Below are 18031 nucleotides of genomic sequence, written 5' to 3' on the forward strand. Positions count from 1 at the left end.
CTGGAAGGCTTTAGAGCGTCAGTGCGTCAGTACGTCAGCGCGTCAGTACGTCAGTACTTCGGCAGCCGGACAACCCGCGTTCCGCTGGCCCGGTCATGCCAGGTCAACCGCTGCCGATCCAGCAGCGCCCACCAGAACCCCAGGCCGGCCGCCAACACCGACAGCGACCCCACCGCATAGCGCCGCCACAACTGCCCGCGCGTCGGCACCGTGCCGTCCAGCGACACCACCCGCAACCGCCACGGGCGCATCCCCAGCGTCTGCCCGCCGCGGCGCCAACTCATCGTCGCGTACAGGCCCGTCACGACCCAGCAGCAGGCCCACAACGCCCACTGCCACGCACTGAACGGCGCGATGTTCTCGCGCTCCGCATGACCGCTCAACGTGTAGACCGCTACGAACACCGCACCGAGCAGCATCCACAGCGCCAGCGCCGGGAAGACGTCGTACAACAGCGACAACCACCGCCACAGCAGCAACGATGCAGGGCGATCAGCAGGGGGGGGCGACAGCGCGGTATCGGTCATGACCCGGAGCATACCCGGCCGGCCGCCCGCGTTCGATGGCCCACGCGCGGTCTGCTCCGTATGCTGTCCGCATGTCCGATGCCACTACCCCCGCCCTGCGTCGCCAGCTCATCCAGCACCTGCCCGAGCTGCGCGAGGATGACAACGTCCGCATCCAGCGTTTCCTCGACACCGCCTGGGCCGAGCACGGCCTCGCGCGTGCCAGCCTGGACAGTTACCGGCGCGATCTCGAAGGGCTCGCGCGCTGGCGTGATGGCGCCGCCGGCGGGCTGGCTGGCCTCGATCGCGCCGGGCTGTTCGATTACCTCGCCTGGCGCTCCCGCCATGGCTGGTCGCCGCGCAGCAATGCCCGCCTGCTGTCCGCGCTGCGGGCCTTCTTCGCCGATGCGGTTCGCCGCGGCGAGCGCGGCGATGACCCCAGCGCGTTGCTGGATCCGCCCAAGCTGCCGCGGCTGCTGCCCAAGGCGCTGGCCGAAAGCCAGATCGATGCGCTGTTGGCCAGCCCCGATATCGAGACGCCGCTCGGGCTGCGCGACCGCGCCATGCTGGAACTGATGTATGCCGCCGGCCTGCGCGTCAGCGAACTGGTCAACCTGCCGGCCAATGCCGTGAACCTGCGGCAGGGGGTGCTGCGCGTGACCGGCAAGGGCAGCAAGGAACGGCTGGTTCCGCTGGGGGAAGAATCCCAGCACTGGCTTGAGCGCTACCTGGCTGAATCGCGCCCGCAGCTCACCGGCAAGCGCAACGTGCCGACGCCGCAGGAGGGCGCCGTGCCGATGTTCCTGGCGCCCTCGCTGCACCCGCTCAGCCGCCAGCAGTTCTGGGGGCTGGTGAAGACGTACGCGGTGCTGGCCGGGATCGACCCCGCCCGGATCAGTCCCCACGGCCTGCGCCACAGCTTTGCCACGCACCTGCTCAACCGGGGCGCGGATCTGCGCGCCCTGCAGATGCTGCTCGGCCACAGTTCGCTGTCCACCACCCAGATCTACACGCTGGTGGCCCGCGAGCACCTGCAGAAGCTGCACGCCAAGCACCACCCGCGCGGCTGAGAGGGTGCCAACCCCGGCCGCGCATCACCGTTCCACTGCGGTCCAGCTGTGTGAGCAGGCAGCTGTGCGAGAATCCAGCCTGACTCCTTACACCGGAATGCTCGATGCTCCGTGTTGCCATTGCGGCGCTCTTCGGCGCGCTCAGCCTGTCTGCCTGCGCGCAGCAACCGTCCGCTCCGGCGGCCAAGACCACTGCCGCCACCCCGGCCGCTGCCGGTGATGCTGACCAGCGCGTGCGTACCGCGCTGCAGCAGCTGGACCCCACCTTCAAGCCTGATTTCATCGGGGCCGCGCCGTTTGCCGGTTTCCGCGAGGTGCTGGTCGGTGGCCAGGTGCTGTATGTCTCCGATGACGGCCGCTACCTGATGCAGTCCCAGCCGTACGACATCCAGAACAAGGCGCCGGTCAGCAGCCAGGGCCTGCTCACCTACCGCCGCAAGCTGCTCGATGGCGTGCCGCACACCGAGCGCATCGTGTTTGCCGCGCCGAATGCCAAGTACACCGTCAGCGTCTTCACCGACATCGAGTGCGGCTACTGCCGCAAGCTGCACCAGGACATCGCCGAGCTCAACCGCAACGGCATCACCGTGGAATATCTGGCGTTCCCGCGCATGGGCCTGGGCAGCCAGGACTACACCGACATGATCTCGGTCTGGTGCGCGGCCGATCGCAAGCAGGCCCTGACCGCCGCCAAGACCGGCAAGGCCGTCACCCCGAAGAACTGCACCAATCCGGTGGCCATGCAATACAAGCTTGGCCAGCAGATGGGCGTCAACGGCACCCCGGCCATCTTTGCCGCCGACGGCACCCAGCTCGGTGGCTACCTGCCGCCGGCCCAGCTCAAGGCCGCGCTGGAGCGCGTCTCGGCAGGCGGCAGCCGCTGAAAACAGAACGCCCCGGCCAGGCCGGGGCGTTTTTCTGTCAGCGGAGGAGCGGCCTGCTCGATCAGCGAGGCAGCGTCCCGCGCGACGGTGTCACTTCAAGCCGTCACTGATCGCCTTGGTCAGGGTGCCCTGCGCATCATCGCCGCTGAACTCCCAGAAGAATGCGCCGCCCAGGCCCTGTGCTTTCACATAGCCCATCTTCTCGGTGATCATGGCCGGCGTATCCAGACTCCAGAACGTGGTGCCGTTGGAGATCCACGTGGCCTTGGCGATGTTGTCGGTGTACACCGGCCAGTTGAGGTTCTTGAGCACCTTCCAATCTTCGATACCGGCTTCGTAGGTGCCCGGTGCCGCGCCGCTGGCGCTCTTGTAGAGCCCGTTGTTGCCGCTGGCCACGCCAGTCCAGCCACGCCCGTAGTAGCCGATGCCCAGGTTCAACTTGCTGGCCGGCACCCCGCGGCTGAGGAAGGCTTCCATCGCATCGTTGCTGTTGTAGAGCTTCTGGTCGCCGGTGGAGGGATCAGCCGGTGAATCGAACAGGGCCGAGTGATGGTTGGTCTGCGGATCCCACGCGCCGTGGAAGTCGTAGGTCATCACGTTGATGAAATCCAGGTACGGGTGGTAGCTGGCCGGATCGGTCACGCGCACCTTGTCCACGCCGGCACCGACGGCCACCGTCAGCAGCAGGCCGGGCCGCACTGCATCGAGTTGGCGGCGGAATTCGGCCAGCAGCGCGGTGAAGTTGGCGTTGTCGGCCGGCGTCCCGCAGCTCAGCCCGCAGGCCACCGGATACTCCCAGTCGATGTCGATGCCGTCGAACACGCCGAGCGCCGCACCCGCACCGCCCGCACCGTCGGCCACCGGCAGGTTGCCTTTGATGTAGGCATCGATGCATGAGGCCACGAACGCCTGCCGGTTGGCCGGCTGCGCCGCGCTGGAGAAGCCGCGCGACCAGGTCCAGCCGCCCAGCGAGATCAGCACTTTTACGTTCGGGTGTTTGGCTTTGAGCTGCTTGAGCTGGTTCCAGTTGCCCCGCAGTGGCTGGTCCCAGGTGTCGCCCGTGCCGCTGACGCTATCGCCGGCAGCGAAGGACTTGCCGTAATCGGCGTAGGCATCGCCGCCCACGCCGGTGTTCGAATCGGAGGCCTGGGTCACGCCCACTTCGCAGCGGTTGTTGCGCACGTTGCCGAAGGCGTAATTGATGTGGGTCAGCTTCGCCGCCGAGCCGCTGGTGTCGATGTTCTTGACCTGGTAATTGCGGCCGTAGATGCCCCACTGGGTGAAGTAGCCGATCACCCGCTTGGTGCTACCCCCGCCGCCACCGGCGGCCGTGGTCACGCTGATCGAGCCGCTCTGCGCCGAGGCATTGCCGGCGTTGTCGCGTGCCCGCACCGTGTAGGTATAGGCCGTGCTCGCGGTAAGGCCGCCATCGGTGTACTGGGTGGCGCTGGGCGAACCGACCAGGCTGCCGTTGCGGTACACGTCGTAGCCGGCCACACCGCTGCCGCCGCTGTTGTCGGTGGCCGCGTTCCAGGCCAGGTTCACCGTCGTGGCGGTCCTGGACGGGGAAGCCAGTCCGCCCGGGACGCTGGGGGGCGATGTGTCGTTGCTGGCCGCGGTGACGGTCACATTGACGGTGGCCGAGGAGGTCACCGCGTTGTTGTTGTCGGTCGCCACCGCCTTGAAGGTGTGGCTGCCGGCCGAGGCATTGCTCCAGACCACGCTGTAGGGCGCGCTGGTGTCGATGCCCAGCGAGGTACCGCCGCGGAAGAACTCGACCTTGCTGATGCTGCCGTCGGTATCGCTGGCATTGGCGCTGACCGTGATGCTGCTGCCGGCGGTGAAGCTGGCCCCGGCGGCGGGCGAGGTCAGCGCGACGCTGGGCGGCTGGTTGCTGCCGCTGCCATCGCAGGCACCGAGGTTGGTGTAGTAGGGCGCACCGGCCGGGTGGTCGGGGGGGGCATTCCAGATGTCCTGGTTGGCGCGGTACAGCACGCCGCCTTTCTGCAGGGTCTGGCCGGCCAGATAGATGGCCGCGCCATTCCACTCGGGCGCCCCGGTACAGTTCGCGGCCTGCACCAGTGTGGGCGTGCCGGCGGCAGCGGCCAAGGCCAGCGCCAGCAACCAGCGCCTTCGGCGCGAAAGCAGGGCGGGGGAGGAAAACGATGTCACTGCACGGCGCGCAATCGGGTCTGGCATGGTCGGTCTCCGATCAGGTGGTGTGCGCATGCCGCCGGGATGGCGGCATGCGTGCAGCAGGTCCGGGCGCCGGTGAGAGAGGCCGGCAACGACGTGGGGGACGGACGGCACCTGGCGCTGGGCCAGGTGGTGATAACGTTGTCATGTAATCGACATGCAATCCGTGAACCAGTCGATGGTTCGCGTGTGAACGGTGTCGTCCGCGGCCCCACGCCGGCCGATCCCCAGGGCCGGGCCGCGGCGGCCGACTTGGGTACAATAGTGGGCCCCGTTCCCAACCACGGTTCCCCGGACATGATGGTCCTCGAGGGCGCATCCGCCCTTTCGCCGTTCCGCCGCGAACGTCTTGAATCCCGCCTGCAGTCCCTGGCCGCCGATCTGCGCATCACCGGTGCCTGGCATGTCTACTTCATCCAGACCGAGGGCGATGCGGCCCCGGACCCGGCGATCCTGAGCCGGATCCTGGAAGCGCAGCCGGCGCTGGCCGGGTGCGAGGACGGGGCGGTATCGCGCTTCGTGGTGCCGCGGTTGGGCACGCTGTCGCCGTGGTCGAGCAAGGCCACCGAGCTGGTCCGCGGTGCCGGGCAACCGATCCGCCGGGTCGAACGTGGCCTGCGCATCGATCTGGCCGGCTGGCCGGCCGATGCCGCCGCGCAGGAAGCGGTGATCCGCGCGCTGCACGACCCGATGACCCAGTCCGTGCTGGCCGAGACCGCCCAGGCGCAGGCGCTGTTCAGCGCCCCGGCGCGTGGTGAGCTGGAACGGATCGCCCTGGAAGATCTGGAGGCAGCCAACAGCCGCCTCGGCCTGGCCATGGCCCAGGACGAGATCGACTACCTGCGCCAGCGCTTCGGCGCGTTGGGCCGCAAGCCGTCGGACGTGGAACTGATGATGTTCGCGCAGGCCAACTCCGAGCACTGCCGCCACAAGATCTTCAATGCCAGCTGGACCATCGACGGTGCCGACCAGTCGCACTCGCTGTTCCGGATGATCAAGAACACCCACCAGCAGACCCCGCAGCACACGTTGAGCGCCTACAGCGACAACGCTGCGGTGGTGGCCGGCTTCCCGGCCGCGCGCTATCGCCCGGATCCGGCCACCGGCCAGTACCGCAGCGAGGCCGTGGTCGATTCGGCGTTCTGCATCAAGGTGGAAACACACAACCACCCGACCGCGATCGCCCCGTTCCCGGGTGCGGCCACCGGTGCGGGCGGTGAGATCCGCGATGAAGGCGCGACCGGCCGTGGCGGCAAGCCCAAGGCCGGCCTGACCGGTTTCTCGGTCTCGCACCTGCGCATCCCGACCCTGCCGCAGCCGTGGGAGGCGCCGCGCGCGCTGAACCCGCGCATGGCCCCGGCGCTGGACATCATGCTGGACGGCCCGCTCGGCGGCGCCGCGTTCAACAACGAGTTCGGCCGCCCGAATCTGCTCGGCTACTTCCGCAGCTTCGAACTGCCCGAAGGCGAGGGCCTGACCCGCGCCTACGATAAGCCGATCATGCTGGCCGGTGGCCTCGGCGCGATCGACCAGAACCAGGTCGAGAAGCTGCGCCTGCAGCCCGGCGATGCGGTGATCGTGCTGGGTGGCCCAGCGATGCTGATCGGTCTCGGCGGCGGTGCTGCCAGTTCAGTGGCCTCCGGTGAGAGCGCCGAAGACCTCGATTTCGCCAGCGTGCAGCGCGACAACCCGGAAATGGAGCGTCGCTGCCAGGAAGTGATCGACCGCTGCGTCGCGCTCGGTCTGGACAACCCGATCCGCTGGTTCCATGACGTGGGCGCCGGTGGCCTGTCCAACGCGATTCCCGAGCTGCTGCATGACTCCGGCGTGGGCGGTGTGATCGATCTGGGCAAGGTGCCCGCCGATGACCCGTCACTGTCGCCGATGCAGTTGTGGTGCAACGAATCGCAGGAACGCTACGTGCTCGGTGTGCCGCAGGCACGCCTGGCCGAGTTCGCCGCGCTGTGCGCGCGCGAACGTTGCCCGTTCGCCGCCGTTGGTGTCGCCACCGCTGAAGAGCGGCTCGTCGTGGCGTACGGCGCCACCGTGGGCAATACCCCGGCGGATGCCCCGATCGATCTGCCGATGGACGTGCTGTTCGGCAAGGCGCCGAAGATGCATCGCGACACCGTGCACCCGGCGGCACCGCGCTGGCCGGCGCTGAAGACCGCCGGGCTGGACCTGCATGAAGCCGGTCTGCGCGTGCTGGCCCATCCCTCGGTGGCCTCGAAGAACTTCCTGGTCACCATCGGCGACCGCAGCGTCGGTGGCCTGACCGCGCGCGAACAGATGATCGGCCCGTGGCAGCTGCCGCTGGCCAACGTTGCCATCACCCTGGCCGGTTTCGACAGCGTGGCCGGTGAAGCCATGGCGATCGGCGAGCGCACCCCGTTGGCCCTGCTGGACGCGGCTGCGTCGGCGCGCATGGCGGTCGGTGAAGCGATCACGAACCTGTGTGCGGCGCCGGTGGATGCACTGGAAACGGTGAAGCTGTCGGCCAACTGGATGGCCGCGGCTGGCCATCACGGTGAAGACGCGCTGCTGTATGACGCGGTGCGTGCGGTCGGCATGGAGCTGTGCCCGCAGCTGGACCTGAGCATTCCGGTCGGCAAGGACTCACTCTCCATGCAGGCGCAGTGGCAGGCCGACGGCCAGGCGCACAAGTCGGTGTCGCCGGTGTCGCTGGTGATCTCGGCGTTCGCGCCGGTTGCCGATGCGACCGGCCAGCTGACCCCGCTGCTGGACCGTGACGCCGACAGCGAGCTGTGGCTGATCGGCCTGGGGGCGGGCAAACAGCGCCTGGGCGGCTCGATCCTGGCCCAGGTGCACGCCGACCATTCCGCACTGCCGGCCTTCGCCGGTGCCGTGCCGGATCTGGACGATGCACAGCGCCTGCGTGCCTTCTTCGAACTGATCCGCGATGCGCGCCAGGCCGGCCTGCTGCTGGCCTATCACGACCGCAGCGATGGCGGTGCGTTCGCCGCGCTGTGCGAAATGGCTTTCGCCTCGCGCCTGGGCCTGGATATCACCCTGGACGCCTGGGGCGATGATCCGTTCCGCAGCCTGTTCAATGAAGAGCTGGGTGCGGTGGTGCAGATCGCCAAGGAAGATCGTGCCGCGTTTGCTGATCTGGTCGAGCGTCATGCACTGACCGAATGCGCGCAGCGCATCGCGCGTCCGACCACCGCCCCGGTGGTGCGTGTCTCGCTGCAGGGCGAAAGCCTGGTCGAGTGGCGCTGGGAAGCGCTGTTCGATGCCTGGTGGTCGGTCACCCACGCCATGCAGAAGCTGCGCGACAACCCGGACAACGCCGACCAGGAGCGTGCGATCGCGCGCAACTTCAACGCGCCGGGCCTGAAGCCCAAGCTGACCTTCGATATCAGCGAAGACGTGGCGATGCCCTTCATCAACACCGGCGCGCGTCCGCGTGTGGCGGTGCTGCGCGAGCAGGGCGTCAACGGCCAGATCGAAATGGCGAACGTCTTCGAACGTGCTGGCTTCAGTTCGTTCGACGTGCACATGAGCGACCTGATCGAAGGCCGTGTCGCACTGTCCGATTTCACCGGTCTGGTGGCCTGTGGCGGCTTCAGCTACGGCGACGTGCTCGGTGCCGGCCGCGGTTGGGCCACCTCGGTGCTGGAGCGCAGCGCGCTGCGGGATGCCTTCGCCGCATTCTTCGCCCGCGAGAACAGCTTCGCCTTGGGCGTGTGCAACGGCTGCCAGATGATGAGCCAGCTGAAGGACATCATCCCCGGTGCCGAGCACTGGCCGCAGTTCCGCCGCAACCGCAGCGAGCAGTTCGAAGCGCGCACCGCGTTGCTGGAAGTGGTGGAATCGCCGTCGATCCTGCTGCGTGGCATGGCCGGCTCGCGCCTGCCGGTCGCGGTGGCGCACGGCGAAGGCCAGGCGGTGTTCGCCAATGCAATCGATCAGGCCGCGGCGCGCGTATCGCTGCGTTACATCGATGGCGATGGCAACGTGGCCACCCAGTACCCGCTGAATCCGAACGGCTCGCCCGACGGCATCACCGGCCTGACCACCACCGATGGCCGCACCACGATCATGATGCCGCACCCGGAGCGTACCCCGCGTGCGATCAACCACAGCTGGCATCCGGATGACTGGAACGGTGATTCACCGTGGCTGCGGATGTTCCGCAACGCAAGAGTATGGTGCGGCTGATACTGCGCACCGCATCAAAATCGATGCAGTGAAAATCGCGTGAAGAAACCGCCGGCCTGTCCGGCGGTTTTCTTTTGTGTGGGGCACAAACTGATCGGGAGCAATGAGTTACACGGCGTTACAACGTGAAAATCCGTTATATCGTTTGCTCACATGCAGCTAACAAAAATGCGCAATAACGCGGCGTTTTTGTGACGCGCGACACGGTCATATGAAAATCAACGTCAAAGTCTTGACGTTATTGAAACTGTACGTTAACACTGCATCCTCATTTCGACAGCGTTCAGTTCCACAGTAACCGCATGGATGGCGAGCACGCTGTAGGTATCTGCCAGCCATTGCGCACAACGCAGTAAATCAAGCGAAAAACGCCCCCAGGGGACGTTGGACCACGCGGTCCGGCGTTGGCGTCGCTTTGCCTAAAACCAGCCTAATCAGGAGCCGCATCGATGAATCGGATTTATCGCAAGGTCTGGAACAAAGCACTGGGGCAGATGGTCGTCGCCTCGGAATTGGCCAGCAGCCAGTCCTCGGGTGTCGTCATCGATCAACGCCGAACCTCTGGCGGACGCAACACCGCACTGCTCTCGGCCGCCATCGCGTTGACGCTCGGATTGGGCACGGCAGGCGCCACGCTGACAGCGCACGCGCAGTCGGTGGAAGTGGGTGGGAATGCGAACTGCCTGGTGCTCAACAGCGGCATCGTCGACAGCTGCGTGGTCGATGGCAACGCCACGGCATCGGGCACGAATGCGGTCGCGATCGGCAGCAACAGCACCGCCTCCGGGGCGAACAGCGTGGCGCTCGGCGCCGGCTCGAAGACCAACCGTGCCAACACGGTTTCGGTGGGTGACGCAGGCAAGGAACGGCAGGTCACCAACGTGGCCGCAGGGACCACGGCAACGGATGCGGTGAACAAGGCGCAGCTGGACAAGGTTGCGGTCGCTGCCGAAGGCGCGACCCGCTATTTCAAGGCCGATGGTGACGGCAACGACAGCGACGCGGCGAAGATCGATGGCGAGGGTGCACTGGCCGCTGGGGCCAGTGCCAACGCCGATGGCGACGGCGCAACGGCACTGGGCCGCGGCAGCCAGGCCATCGGCAATGCGACCACCGCAGTGGGCGGCGAGGCCTTGGCCGTCGGCCTCGGGGCGAGTTCGTTCGGGCAGGGCAGCATGGCTTTCGGTGATGCCAGCATCGCGCTCGGCCAGAGCGCCGCAGCGTTTGGTCTGGGTGATGTCGCCCTAGGTGCATCGGCGGTGGCCGCCAGCGAGAACGGCGCAGCAACGGCGATCGGTGGTCTGGCCGAAGCCAGCGCCGACGGTGCGACCGCGATCGGTGGCGGTGCACTGGCCATCGGGCCGGGCAGCACCTCGCTCGGCCGCGGTGCGGCCAGCGCAGGCGAAGCCTCGGTGGCGGTGGGTGCGTTCAGCGTCGCGGTCGCGGATTTCAGCGCGACGCTCGGCGCGAATTCGGCGGCGGTTGCGGTGGGTAGCGTGGCACTCGGTGCCGGCTCGTACGCCGATCGGGTCGACACGGTGTCGGTCGGCAATGCGGAAAATGGCCTGCGTCGCCAGATCACCAACCTTGCCGATGGCACCGAAGACAGCGATGCGGTGAACAAGGCACAGCTCGATGAGGTCGGTGCGGTCGCCGCCAACACGAACAAGTACTTCCAGGCCACCGGCAGCAGCGACAGCGATGCCGGTGCGCTTGCGGCAGGCGACAACGCGACCGCGATCGGTGAAGCATCCAACGCGCTGGCCGACGGCGCGACCGCGCTCGGCAGCGGCGCCACGGTCACTGCGCAGAACGCGACGGCCGTCGGCTACAACGCCAGCGCCACCGGTCAGAACAGTGCAGCCTTCGGCACCAACGCGCAGGCCAATGGCCCGGGCAGCGTGGCCGTGGGTGGGGCGGCGGTGGATGCCGACGGCAACCCGCTGATCACCAATGGCGGGGTGCCGGTCGATACCGGCGCAACCAGCGCTGGCGTGGGCGGCACCGCAGTCGGCGCGAGTGCGGAAGCCGCAGGCTTCGCATCGTCCTCGTATGGTGTGGGCGCTTACGCCGCCGGTGCACAGGCCTCGGCGTTCGGCGCGGTGGCCAATGCCACCGGCGACTATTCCACGGCGGTCGGTACGCAGAGCGTGGCGACCGGCAACAGCAGTACCGCCATCGGGGGGCCGGCGGATCTGCTGCCGGGCCTGGGCTTCTTCGTGCAGACCCAGGCCAGTGGCGAAGCCGCCACCGCGGTGGGGGCCGGTGCGATCGCCAGCGGCGATTACGCCGTGGCCAACGGTACGTTGAGCGAAGCCTCGGGCACCGAAGCGACGGCCGTGGGCTACTTTGCCTACGCTCCGGGCGAGGGCGCCACCGCACTCGGCGCAGAGACCTGGGCCAGCGGTGAACTGAGCACGGCGGTGGGCTTCTACAGCACTGCGCGCGGCGCGAACAGCGTCGCCCTCGGCGCCAACTCCACCGCCACCCGGGACAACACGGTCTCGGTAGGTGACGTCGGCAACGAACGTCAGATCACCAGCGTCGCGGCCGGTACCGAAGCCACGGATGCGGTCAACAAGGCGCAGCTTGATGCGGTTGCGACCTCGGCCTCGGCAACCTCGGCGCAGTTCAAGGCGAACGGTGCGGCCAGCGGTGCGGTCGGTGCCTTCGCCGATGGCGAGGATGCGCTGGCGGCCGGTGAAGCCAGCAATGCGCTGGGGGCCGGGGCAACGGCGGTCGGCGGTGGTGCGACCGCGGTCGGCGATGACACAGTCGCGCTGGGCCGCAACAGCAGCGCCACCGGCAACGGCAGCGTGGCCATTGGTGGCCTGGGCCAGGCGTATGACGAGTACAACCAGCCGCTGGTGGATGACCAGGGCAATGCGATCCTGATCGGTGCCACCGCGGCGCCGGACAGCGTGGCGGTCGGTGCCGGTGCACAGGCTACCGGCACCACCAGCAATGCGTTCGGCAGCGGCGCACAGGCCACTGGCAGCAACAGCCTGGCCAGTGGCTACAAGGCACGCGCCACCGGCGATTACAGTGTGGCGCAGGGCGACAACGCCTTCGCCAGCGGTGAAGAAACCACGGCAACCGGCGCGTACGCGTGGGCCACTGCCGATGGCGCCACCGCCTTCGGTTCCAGTGCGTGGGCCACCGAAGCCAACGCCACGGCAGTGGGTCAGTCGGCGTGGGCCAGCGGTACCGGGTCCACCTCGATCGGCTACAACAGCTGGGCACGCGGCAGCAGTTCCACCGCGCTTGGCCGCGGTGCCTTCGGCTACGGCGACAACAGCGTCGCCGTCGGCTTCCAAGCCTTGGGCAACAGCATCAACAGCATCGCCATCGGCACCAATGTGGTCGCCGGCGGGGAAAGCGCGATCGGTATCGGTGCGGGCAGCAATGCCAGCGCATCCAATACCGTGGCGCTCGGCGCGGGTTCGGTCGCCGACCGTGCCTACACCGTCTCGGTTGGCAACGATGGCCGGCAGCGCCAGATCACCCAGGTTGCCGCCGGTACCGAGGGCAGCGATGCCGTCAATCTGGATCAGCTGACCGCCGCGACGGACCGGTTCCAGGCCAGCGGTGACGGTGTTGCCGTCGCAGGTGGCGAGGAGAGTGTGGCCGCCGGTGCAAACGCGGCGACCGATGGCGACTACGCCACCGCGGTCGGTTCGAGCAGCTTCGCAGCCGGCACCGGTGCATCGGCGATCGGCAGCGGCGCCTTCGCCTTGGCCTACAACGCCAGTGCCGTCGGCTTCAACGCCGTCGCCAGCGCTGCCAATGCAAGCGCAACGGGCGCCAACGCACAGGCGACCGCCGAGTACGCGACGGCGACTGGTGCAGAGAGTCTGGCTTCCGGCGAGCAGAGCACCGCGACGGGTGCGGCCAGCGTCGCCTCCGGCGCCGGCAGCCTGGCCGGTGGTGCACTGTCCGACGCGGCCGGTGAGGAGTCGGTGGCCCTGGGCTACTTCAGCAGCGCCAGCGGTGAGGGTGCGACGGCCGTCGGCGCGGAAAGCGTGGTCAGCGGCACTCTCTCCGCGGGGTACGGGTTCGCTTCCGAAGCGACCGCCAATTACACCACCGCGATCGGCGGTTACGCGGTGGCCTCCGCCTTCAACGCGACCGCGCTCGGCAGTTTCGCCCAGGCGACCGGCTCCAACAGCGTCGCGCTCGGCGGCGATGCCGAAGCCTCCGGCGCGTACAGCACCGCGACCGGCCAGGGCAGCCTGGCCAGCGGCACCAACAGCGTGGCCGTCGGTGGCGCGCTGTTCGGCTTGCTGCCCACCGAAGCCTCAGGCAATTACTCCACGGCCGTCGGTGGTGGGGCGTGGTCGTCGGGCGTGAACAGCACCGCACTCGGCAACGCAGCGACTTCCAGTGGCGCCAACAGCGTGGCGCTGGGTGCCGACTCGATCGCTGACCGCGACGACAGCGTCTCGGTGGGCAGTGCCGATGCGCAGCGCCAGATCACCAACGTCGCTGCCGGTACGGACGGCACCGATGCGGTGAACGTGAATCAGTTGAATGCAGTAGCCGATGCGGCCGCGACGACCAGCAAGTATTTCCAGGCCAGTGGCAGCGCCGACAGCGATGCCGGTGCCTATGTGGAAGGTGACAACGCGCTGGCCGCCGGTGAGGCCGCCAACGCCATCGGCAACGGTGCCACCGCGCTTGGCAGTGGCAGCACCGTGATCGCCAACGAAGCCACGGCACTGGGCTTCAATGCCACGGTCACCGCAGACCACGCCGTGGCGATCGGCAGCAATGCCAACAGCAGCGCCGCTGGCGCGGTGGCGATCGGCGATCTGAGTGCGGCGTCCGGTGCGGCGTCGGTCGCCATCGGCGGCGGCTCGCTGTCGCAGGGCTTTGGTGCCGTCGCGGTCGGTGCTGGCGCCGAGGCCAGCGGTCTGGCCGCCACGGCGGTGGGGTATGGCGCCTGGGCGCTGGGGCGCGAGTCCACCGCGATCGGCAACTTCGCCACGGCGGACGGCTGGCAGGCCAGTGCGTTCGGTGCCAACGCCAACGCGGGCTTCTTCGGTACCGCACTGGGCAGCAATACGCAGGCCGCCGATGTTGCCACCGCCGTGGGTCAGGGCACGCGTGCGGATACCGCTGGCGCCGCCTTTGGCGTGCAGGCCAACGCCGGGTTGTACGGCGTGGCCGTGGGCAACAACGCCGCCACCGCCGAGGATGGCGTGGCCGTGGGCTTCAATGCGCTGGCCGGTGCGGATGCCGGCAGCGCGACCCAGGGCATCCAGACCACTGCCATCGGCAGTGAAGCCTGGGCGACCGAAGATGGTGCCACCGTGGTGGGCTACAACAGCTACGCGCAGGCGGTGAATTCCACCGTGGTCGGCAGCAACACCTGGACCACCAAGGACGCCGACAACAGCGTCGCGCTCGGCGCCGGTTCGCTGGCCGATCGTGCCAATGCGGTGTCGGTGGGCGCCGCACAGGCCTGGACCGATGCGGCGGGCGTGGTGCATCAGGCCATCGACCGGCAGATCACCAACGTCGGTGCCGGTACTGACGACACCGATGCGGTCAACGTCGCGCAGCTGAAGGAGGTGGCGGCCACCGCCGAGGCCACCAGCAAGTACTTCCAGGCCAGCGGCAGCGCAGACAGCGATGCCGGTGCGTATGTGGAAGGCGACAACGCGCTGGCTGCCGGTGAGGCCGCCAACGCCATCGGCGACGGCGCCAGCGCGCTCGGCAGTGGCGCCACCGCCATCGCCGACAATGCCACCGCGGTCGGCTTCAACGCGTTGGCAAGCGCCGAAGGTGCCGCAGCACTGGGCAGCGACGCGCAGGCCACCGGCGAAGACAGCGTCGCCATCGGTAACGGCGCCAGCGCCAGCGATATCGGCGCCACTGCCACGGGTGCAGGCGCGCAGGCCGCGGGCGCCTACGCCACGGCCACCGGCAGCCAGGCCACCGCAGAGGGCCAGCAGGCGACCGCCAATGGCTTCCGCGCCAGCGCGTCCGAAGCCGGTGCCTCGGCCTTCGGCAGCTACAGCGAAGCAACCGGCCAGCTCTCGTCGGCGCTGGGCTATGGTGCGGTGGCCTCCAATGCCTACGCCGTAGCGGTCGGTGCGGCCTCGACTGCGTCCGGTTCGGGTGCGGTGGCGGTCGGCGAGTACTCCGAAGCCACCGGCGATGAGAGCGTGGCGATCGGTGGCACGACCTTCTTCGGTTTGCTGCCGTCGCGCGCCTCGGGTACGGGGGCATCGGCCTTCGGTGCAGGCGCCTGGGCGACCGATGACTACGCCACCGCGATCGGCTGGAACTCGTGGGCCGATGCAGGCAGTGCCACCGCGTTGGGCGCCAGCGCCAGCGCAGAAGGCGTGAACAGCGTGGCACTGGGTGCCGGGTCCGTCGCCGACCGTGACAATTCCGTCTCCGTCGGCACGGCCACCGCACAACGCCAGATCACCAACGTCGCCGCGGGTACGGAAGGCACCGACGCGGTCAATGTCGATCAGCTCACTGCAGTCGCCGATGTCGCCGAAACCACCAGCCGCTTCTTCCAGGCGTCGGGCAGCGGTAACGGCGACGACGTCGGCAGCTATGTCGACGGTGCGTATGCCACCGCCGCGGGTGAGGCCGCCAACGCGTTCGGCACCGGGGCCTCGGCCTATGGCAGCGGTTCGCTTGCCTCCGGTCGCAATGCCTCGGCATCGGGCTTCAACGCTTCGGCCACGGCGGATTCGGCCACCGCGATCGGCGGGGCGCTGTACTACGAGGATGAGAACGGCAACGTGCTGCTCGACCAGGCCACCAGCGCCAGTGGTGTGGGTGCGACGGCACTGGGCGCCGGCGCACAGGCCGAGGGCAGCTTCAGCACCGCCACCGGCGCCGGCGCGACTGCCGCAGGATTGCAGTCCTCGGCCTTCGGCTACAGCGCCGAGGCTGGCAGTGACTACAGCACCGCCGTCGGTACCTTCAGCGCGGCCAGTGGCGTCCGCACCACGGCGCTGGGCTACGGGGCCGAGGCCAGTGGTGATTACGCCTCCGCACTGGGCTGGGGCAGTGCCGCGTCGGGCAGCTACGCCAATGCGATCGGCTACGCATCTCAGGCCAGTGGCGACAACAGCGTCGCGGCCGGTTCCAACGCCTGGGCCACCGCCGCACGCACCACCGCGGTAGGGCAGTTGGCGTGGGCAACCTCGCAGGGCGCGACGGCCATCGGCCAGGACAGCTACGCCTACAGCGGCCTGAACGCCACGGCGGTCGGTACCAGTTCGTCGGCCAGTGGCGCAGGCAGCGTTGCGCTCGGCGCCGGTGCCCGCACCAGCGAGGCCAATGTGGTCTCGGTCGGCGGCGGCAACGGCACCACCGCCCCGGCCACGCGCCGCATCACCAATGTCGGTGACGCGGTCAATGGCAGTGACGCGGTGACCAAGTCGCAGCTCGATTCGGTCGCTGCCACTGCCGATGCGGTGGGCAAGCACTTCCAGGCCAGCGGCAGCGGTGTCGCCACGGCCAGCGGCAGTGACGCACTTGCCGCCGGCTCCGGTGCCACCGCCAGTGCGACACGCAGCAGTGCGCTGGGGACCGCGGCCGTCGCCTCGGCGACCGGGGCCACGGCGGTCGGTGCCGATGCCTCGGCACGCGGTGCCAACAGCACCGTGCTGGGCCGCCAGGCATCGACCAATGCGACCAACGGTGTGGCGATCGGCAACGGTGCGTTCGCCAGCAACGGGGCCAACAGCATCGCGATCGGTTCGGCGGCAGGTGTCTCCGGTGCCAACGCGGTGGCGCTGGGTGCCGGTTCGCGCGCGGTGGAAGCCAATGTGGTGTCGGTCGGTGGCGGCAACGGCACGGACGGCCCGGCCACGCGCCGCATCGTCAATGTCGGTGCCGGTCGCATCGCCGCGGGCAGCACGGATGCCGTAACCGGCGGCCAGCTCAACACCACCAACCAGCGGGTCGGCGCGGTGGAAACCCAGGTGGGCGACATCGACACCCGCATCGGCTCGGTCGAGAACGTCACCGCCAATGCGCTGACCTATGACGACAGCAGTCGCGACACGCTGACCCTGTCGGGTCTGCAGGGCACCACGCTGGACAACGTCGGCAGCGGCTCGATCGCGTCCGGCAGCCGCCAGGCCATCAACGGTGGGCAGTTGTTCCAATCGCTCACCGATGTCGCCACCTTCCTCGGTGGCGGTGCCAGCGTCGGCATGCAGGGCGTATTCGTTGCGCCGAACTATGTGATCCAGGGCGCGACGTACAGCAACGTGGGCGATGCACTGGGCGCGCTCGACCGCAAGGTCAGCGACCTCGATCAGCGCGTGGCCGGTGGCAGCAGTGGCGGTGCACGGGCACGCACCGCCGCGCTGGCAACCGCCAGCGTTGCACCGGACGCCAGCGTCATGAGCGCCACCAGCGACGACGCCATCGCCTCGGTGCAGGGCACGCCCACCGCCGCCAGCGTGGGCGGCAGCCAGCCGCTCAGCGCACCAGCCGCCGCACCGGCTGCCGTCAACGCGGTGGTGATGGGCGACGGTGCAGTGGCCAGCGGGGCCTCGGCCACGGCCATCGGCCAGGGCGCGACCGCCTCGGCCGCCAACTCGGTGGCACTGGGCCAGGGCTCGGTCGCCGATCGGGCCGATACGGTCTCGGTCGGCAGCGTCGGCAACGAGCGCCAGGTCGCCAACGTGGCGGCCGGCACCCAGGCCACCGATGCGGTCAACAAGGGCCAGCTGGACGGCGGCATCGCGACCGCCAACAGCTACACCGACCAGCGCTTCACCTCGATGGCCGACAGCTTCGACATCTACAAGGGCGAGATCGATCAGCGCCTGCGTCACCAGGACCGTCGCATTGATCGCCAGGGGGCGATGAGCGCGGCGATGCTCAACATGGCCACCAGCGCCGCCGGTGTGCGTACCCAGAACCGCGTCGGTGTCGGCGTCGGCTTCCAGGGCGGCGAATCGGCGCTCTCGCTGGGCTACCAGCGCGCGCTCAGTGATCGCGCCACGGTGACCCTGGGCGGTGCCTTCAGCAGTGATGACAGCTCGGTCGGCGTGGGCGCCGGCTTTGGCTGGTAAGCCGTTCCAACGCGGGGCCGTGCGCGGCCCCGCTGCAACGCAATGCAAGGCCTGAGGGGGCGGGTCACGGGAACCCTGGCCAGGGCCGGCCAGGGAGCTCGCATGGAGTGTTGGCCTGAACAGTCGTTTGATCC

6 protein-coding genes are annotated in these 18031 nt (G+C 68.8%); 4 read left to right on the forward strand and 2 right to left on the reverse strand.

Translation table 11 applies throughout. The features are described from left to right. Positions 1-50 precede the first annotated feature (50 nt). Positions 51-539, reverse strand: a complete 489-nt coding sequence (locus AC06E9_RS09580) for an RDD family protein (protein WP_152152439.1) — start codon at positions 537-539, stop codon at positions 51-53. A 59-nt stretch (positions 540-598) separates the two neighbouring features. Here AC06E9_RS09580 and xerD point away from each other — a divergent pair, with 59 nt between their 5' ends. Further along, a complete protein-coding gene (xerD, locus tag AC06E9_RS09585) occupies positions 599-1576 on the forward strand; it encodes a site-specific tyrosine recombinase XerD (RefSeq protein ID WP_121042613.1) in 978 nt (325 codons plus the stop codon). 104 nt (positions 1577-1680) lie between these two features. After that, the gene (locus tag AC06E9_RS09590) at positions 1681-2460 is read left to right on the forward strand and encodes a thioredoxin fold domain-containing protein (protein WP_121042615.1); all 780 of its coding nucleotides are present in this window, start codon (positions 1681-1683) and stop codon (positions 2458-2460) included. A gap of 90 nt (positions 2461-2550) precedes the next feature. On the opposite strand, the gene AC06E9_RS09595 is transcribed toward AC06E9_RS09590, so the two are convergent. After that, a complete protein-coding gene (locus AC06E9_RS09595; RefSeq protein WP_478055965.1) occupies positions 2551-4659 on the reverse strand; it encodes a glycosyl hydrolase family 18 protein in 2109 nt (702 codons plus the stop codon). Positions 4660-4953: 294 nt separating this feature from the next. On the opposite strand from AC06E9_RS09595, the gene purL reads away from it, so the two are divergent. Together purL and AC06E9_RS09605 are read left to right on the forward strand one after the other, a co-directional pair. Then, entirely contained in the window at positions 4954-8838 is a 3885-nt protein-coding gene (gene purL / locus AC06E9_RS09600; RefSeq protein ID WP_478055966.1) for a phosphoribosylformylglycinamidine synthase, read from the forward strand. Between the two features lie 449 nt (positions 8839-9287). Further along, the gene (locus AC06E9_RS09605) at positions 9288-17897 is read left to right on the forward strand and encodes an ESPR-type extended signal peptide-containing protein (RefSeq protein ID WP_478055967.1); all 8610 of its coding nucleotides are present in this window, start codon (positions 9288-9290) and stop codon (positions 17895-17897) included. The last annotated feature ends 134 nt before the right edge of the window (positions 17898-18031 follow it).

Source organism: Stenotrophomonas sp. Steno-Z10-BAI, from assembly GCF_056393115.1.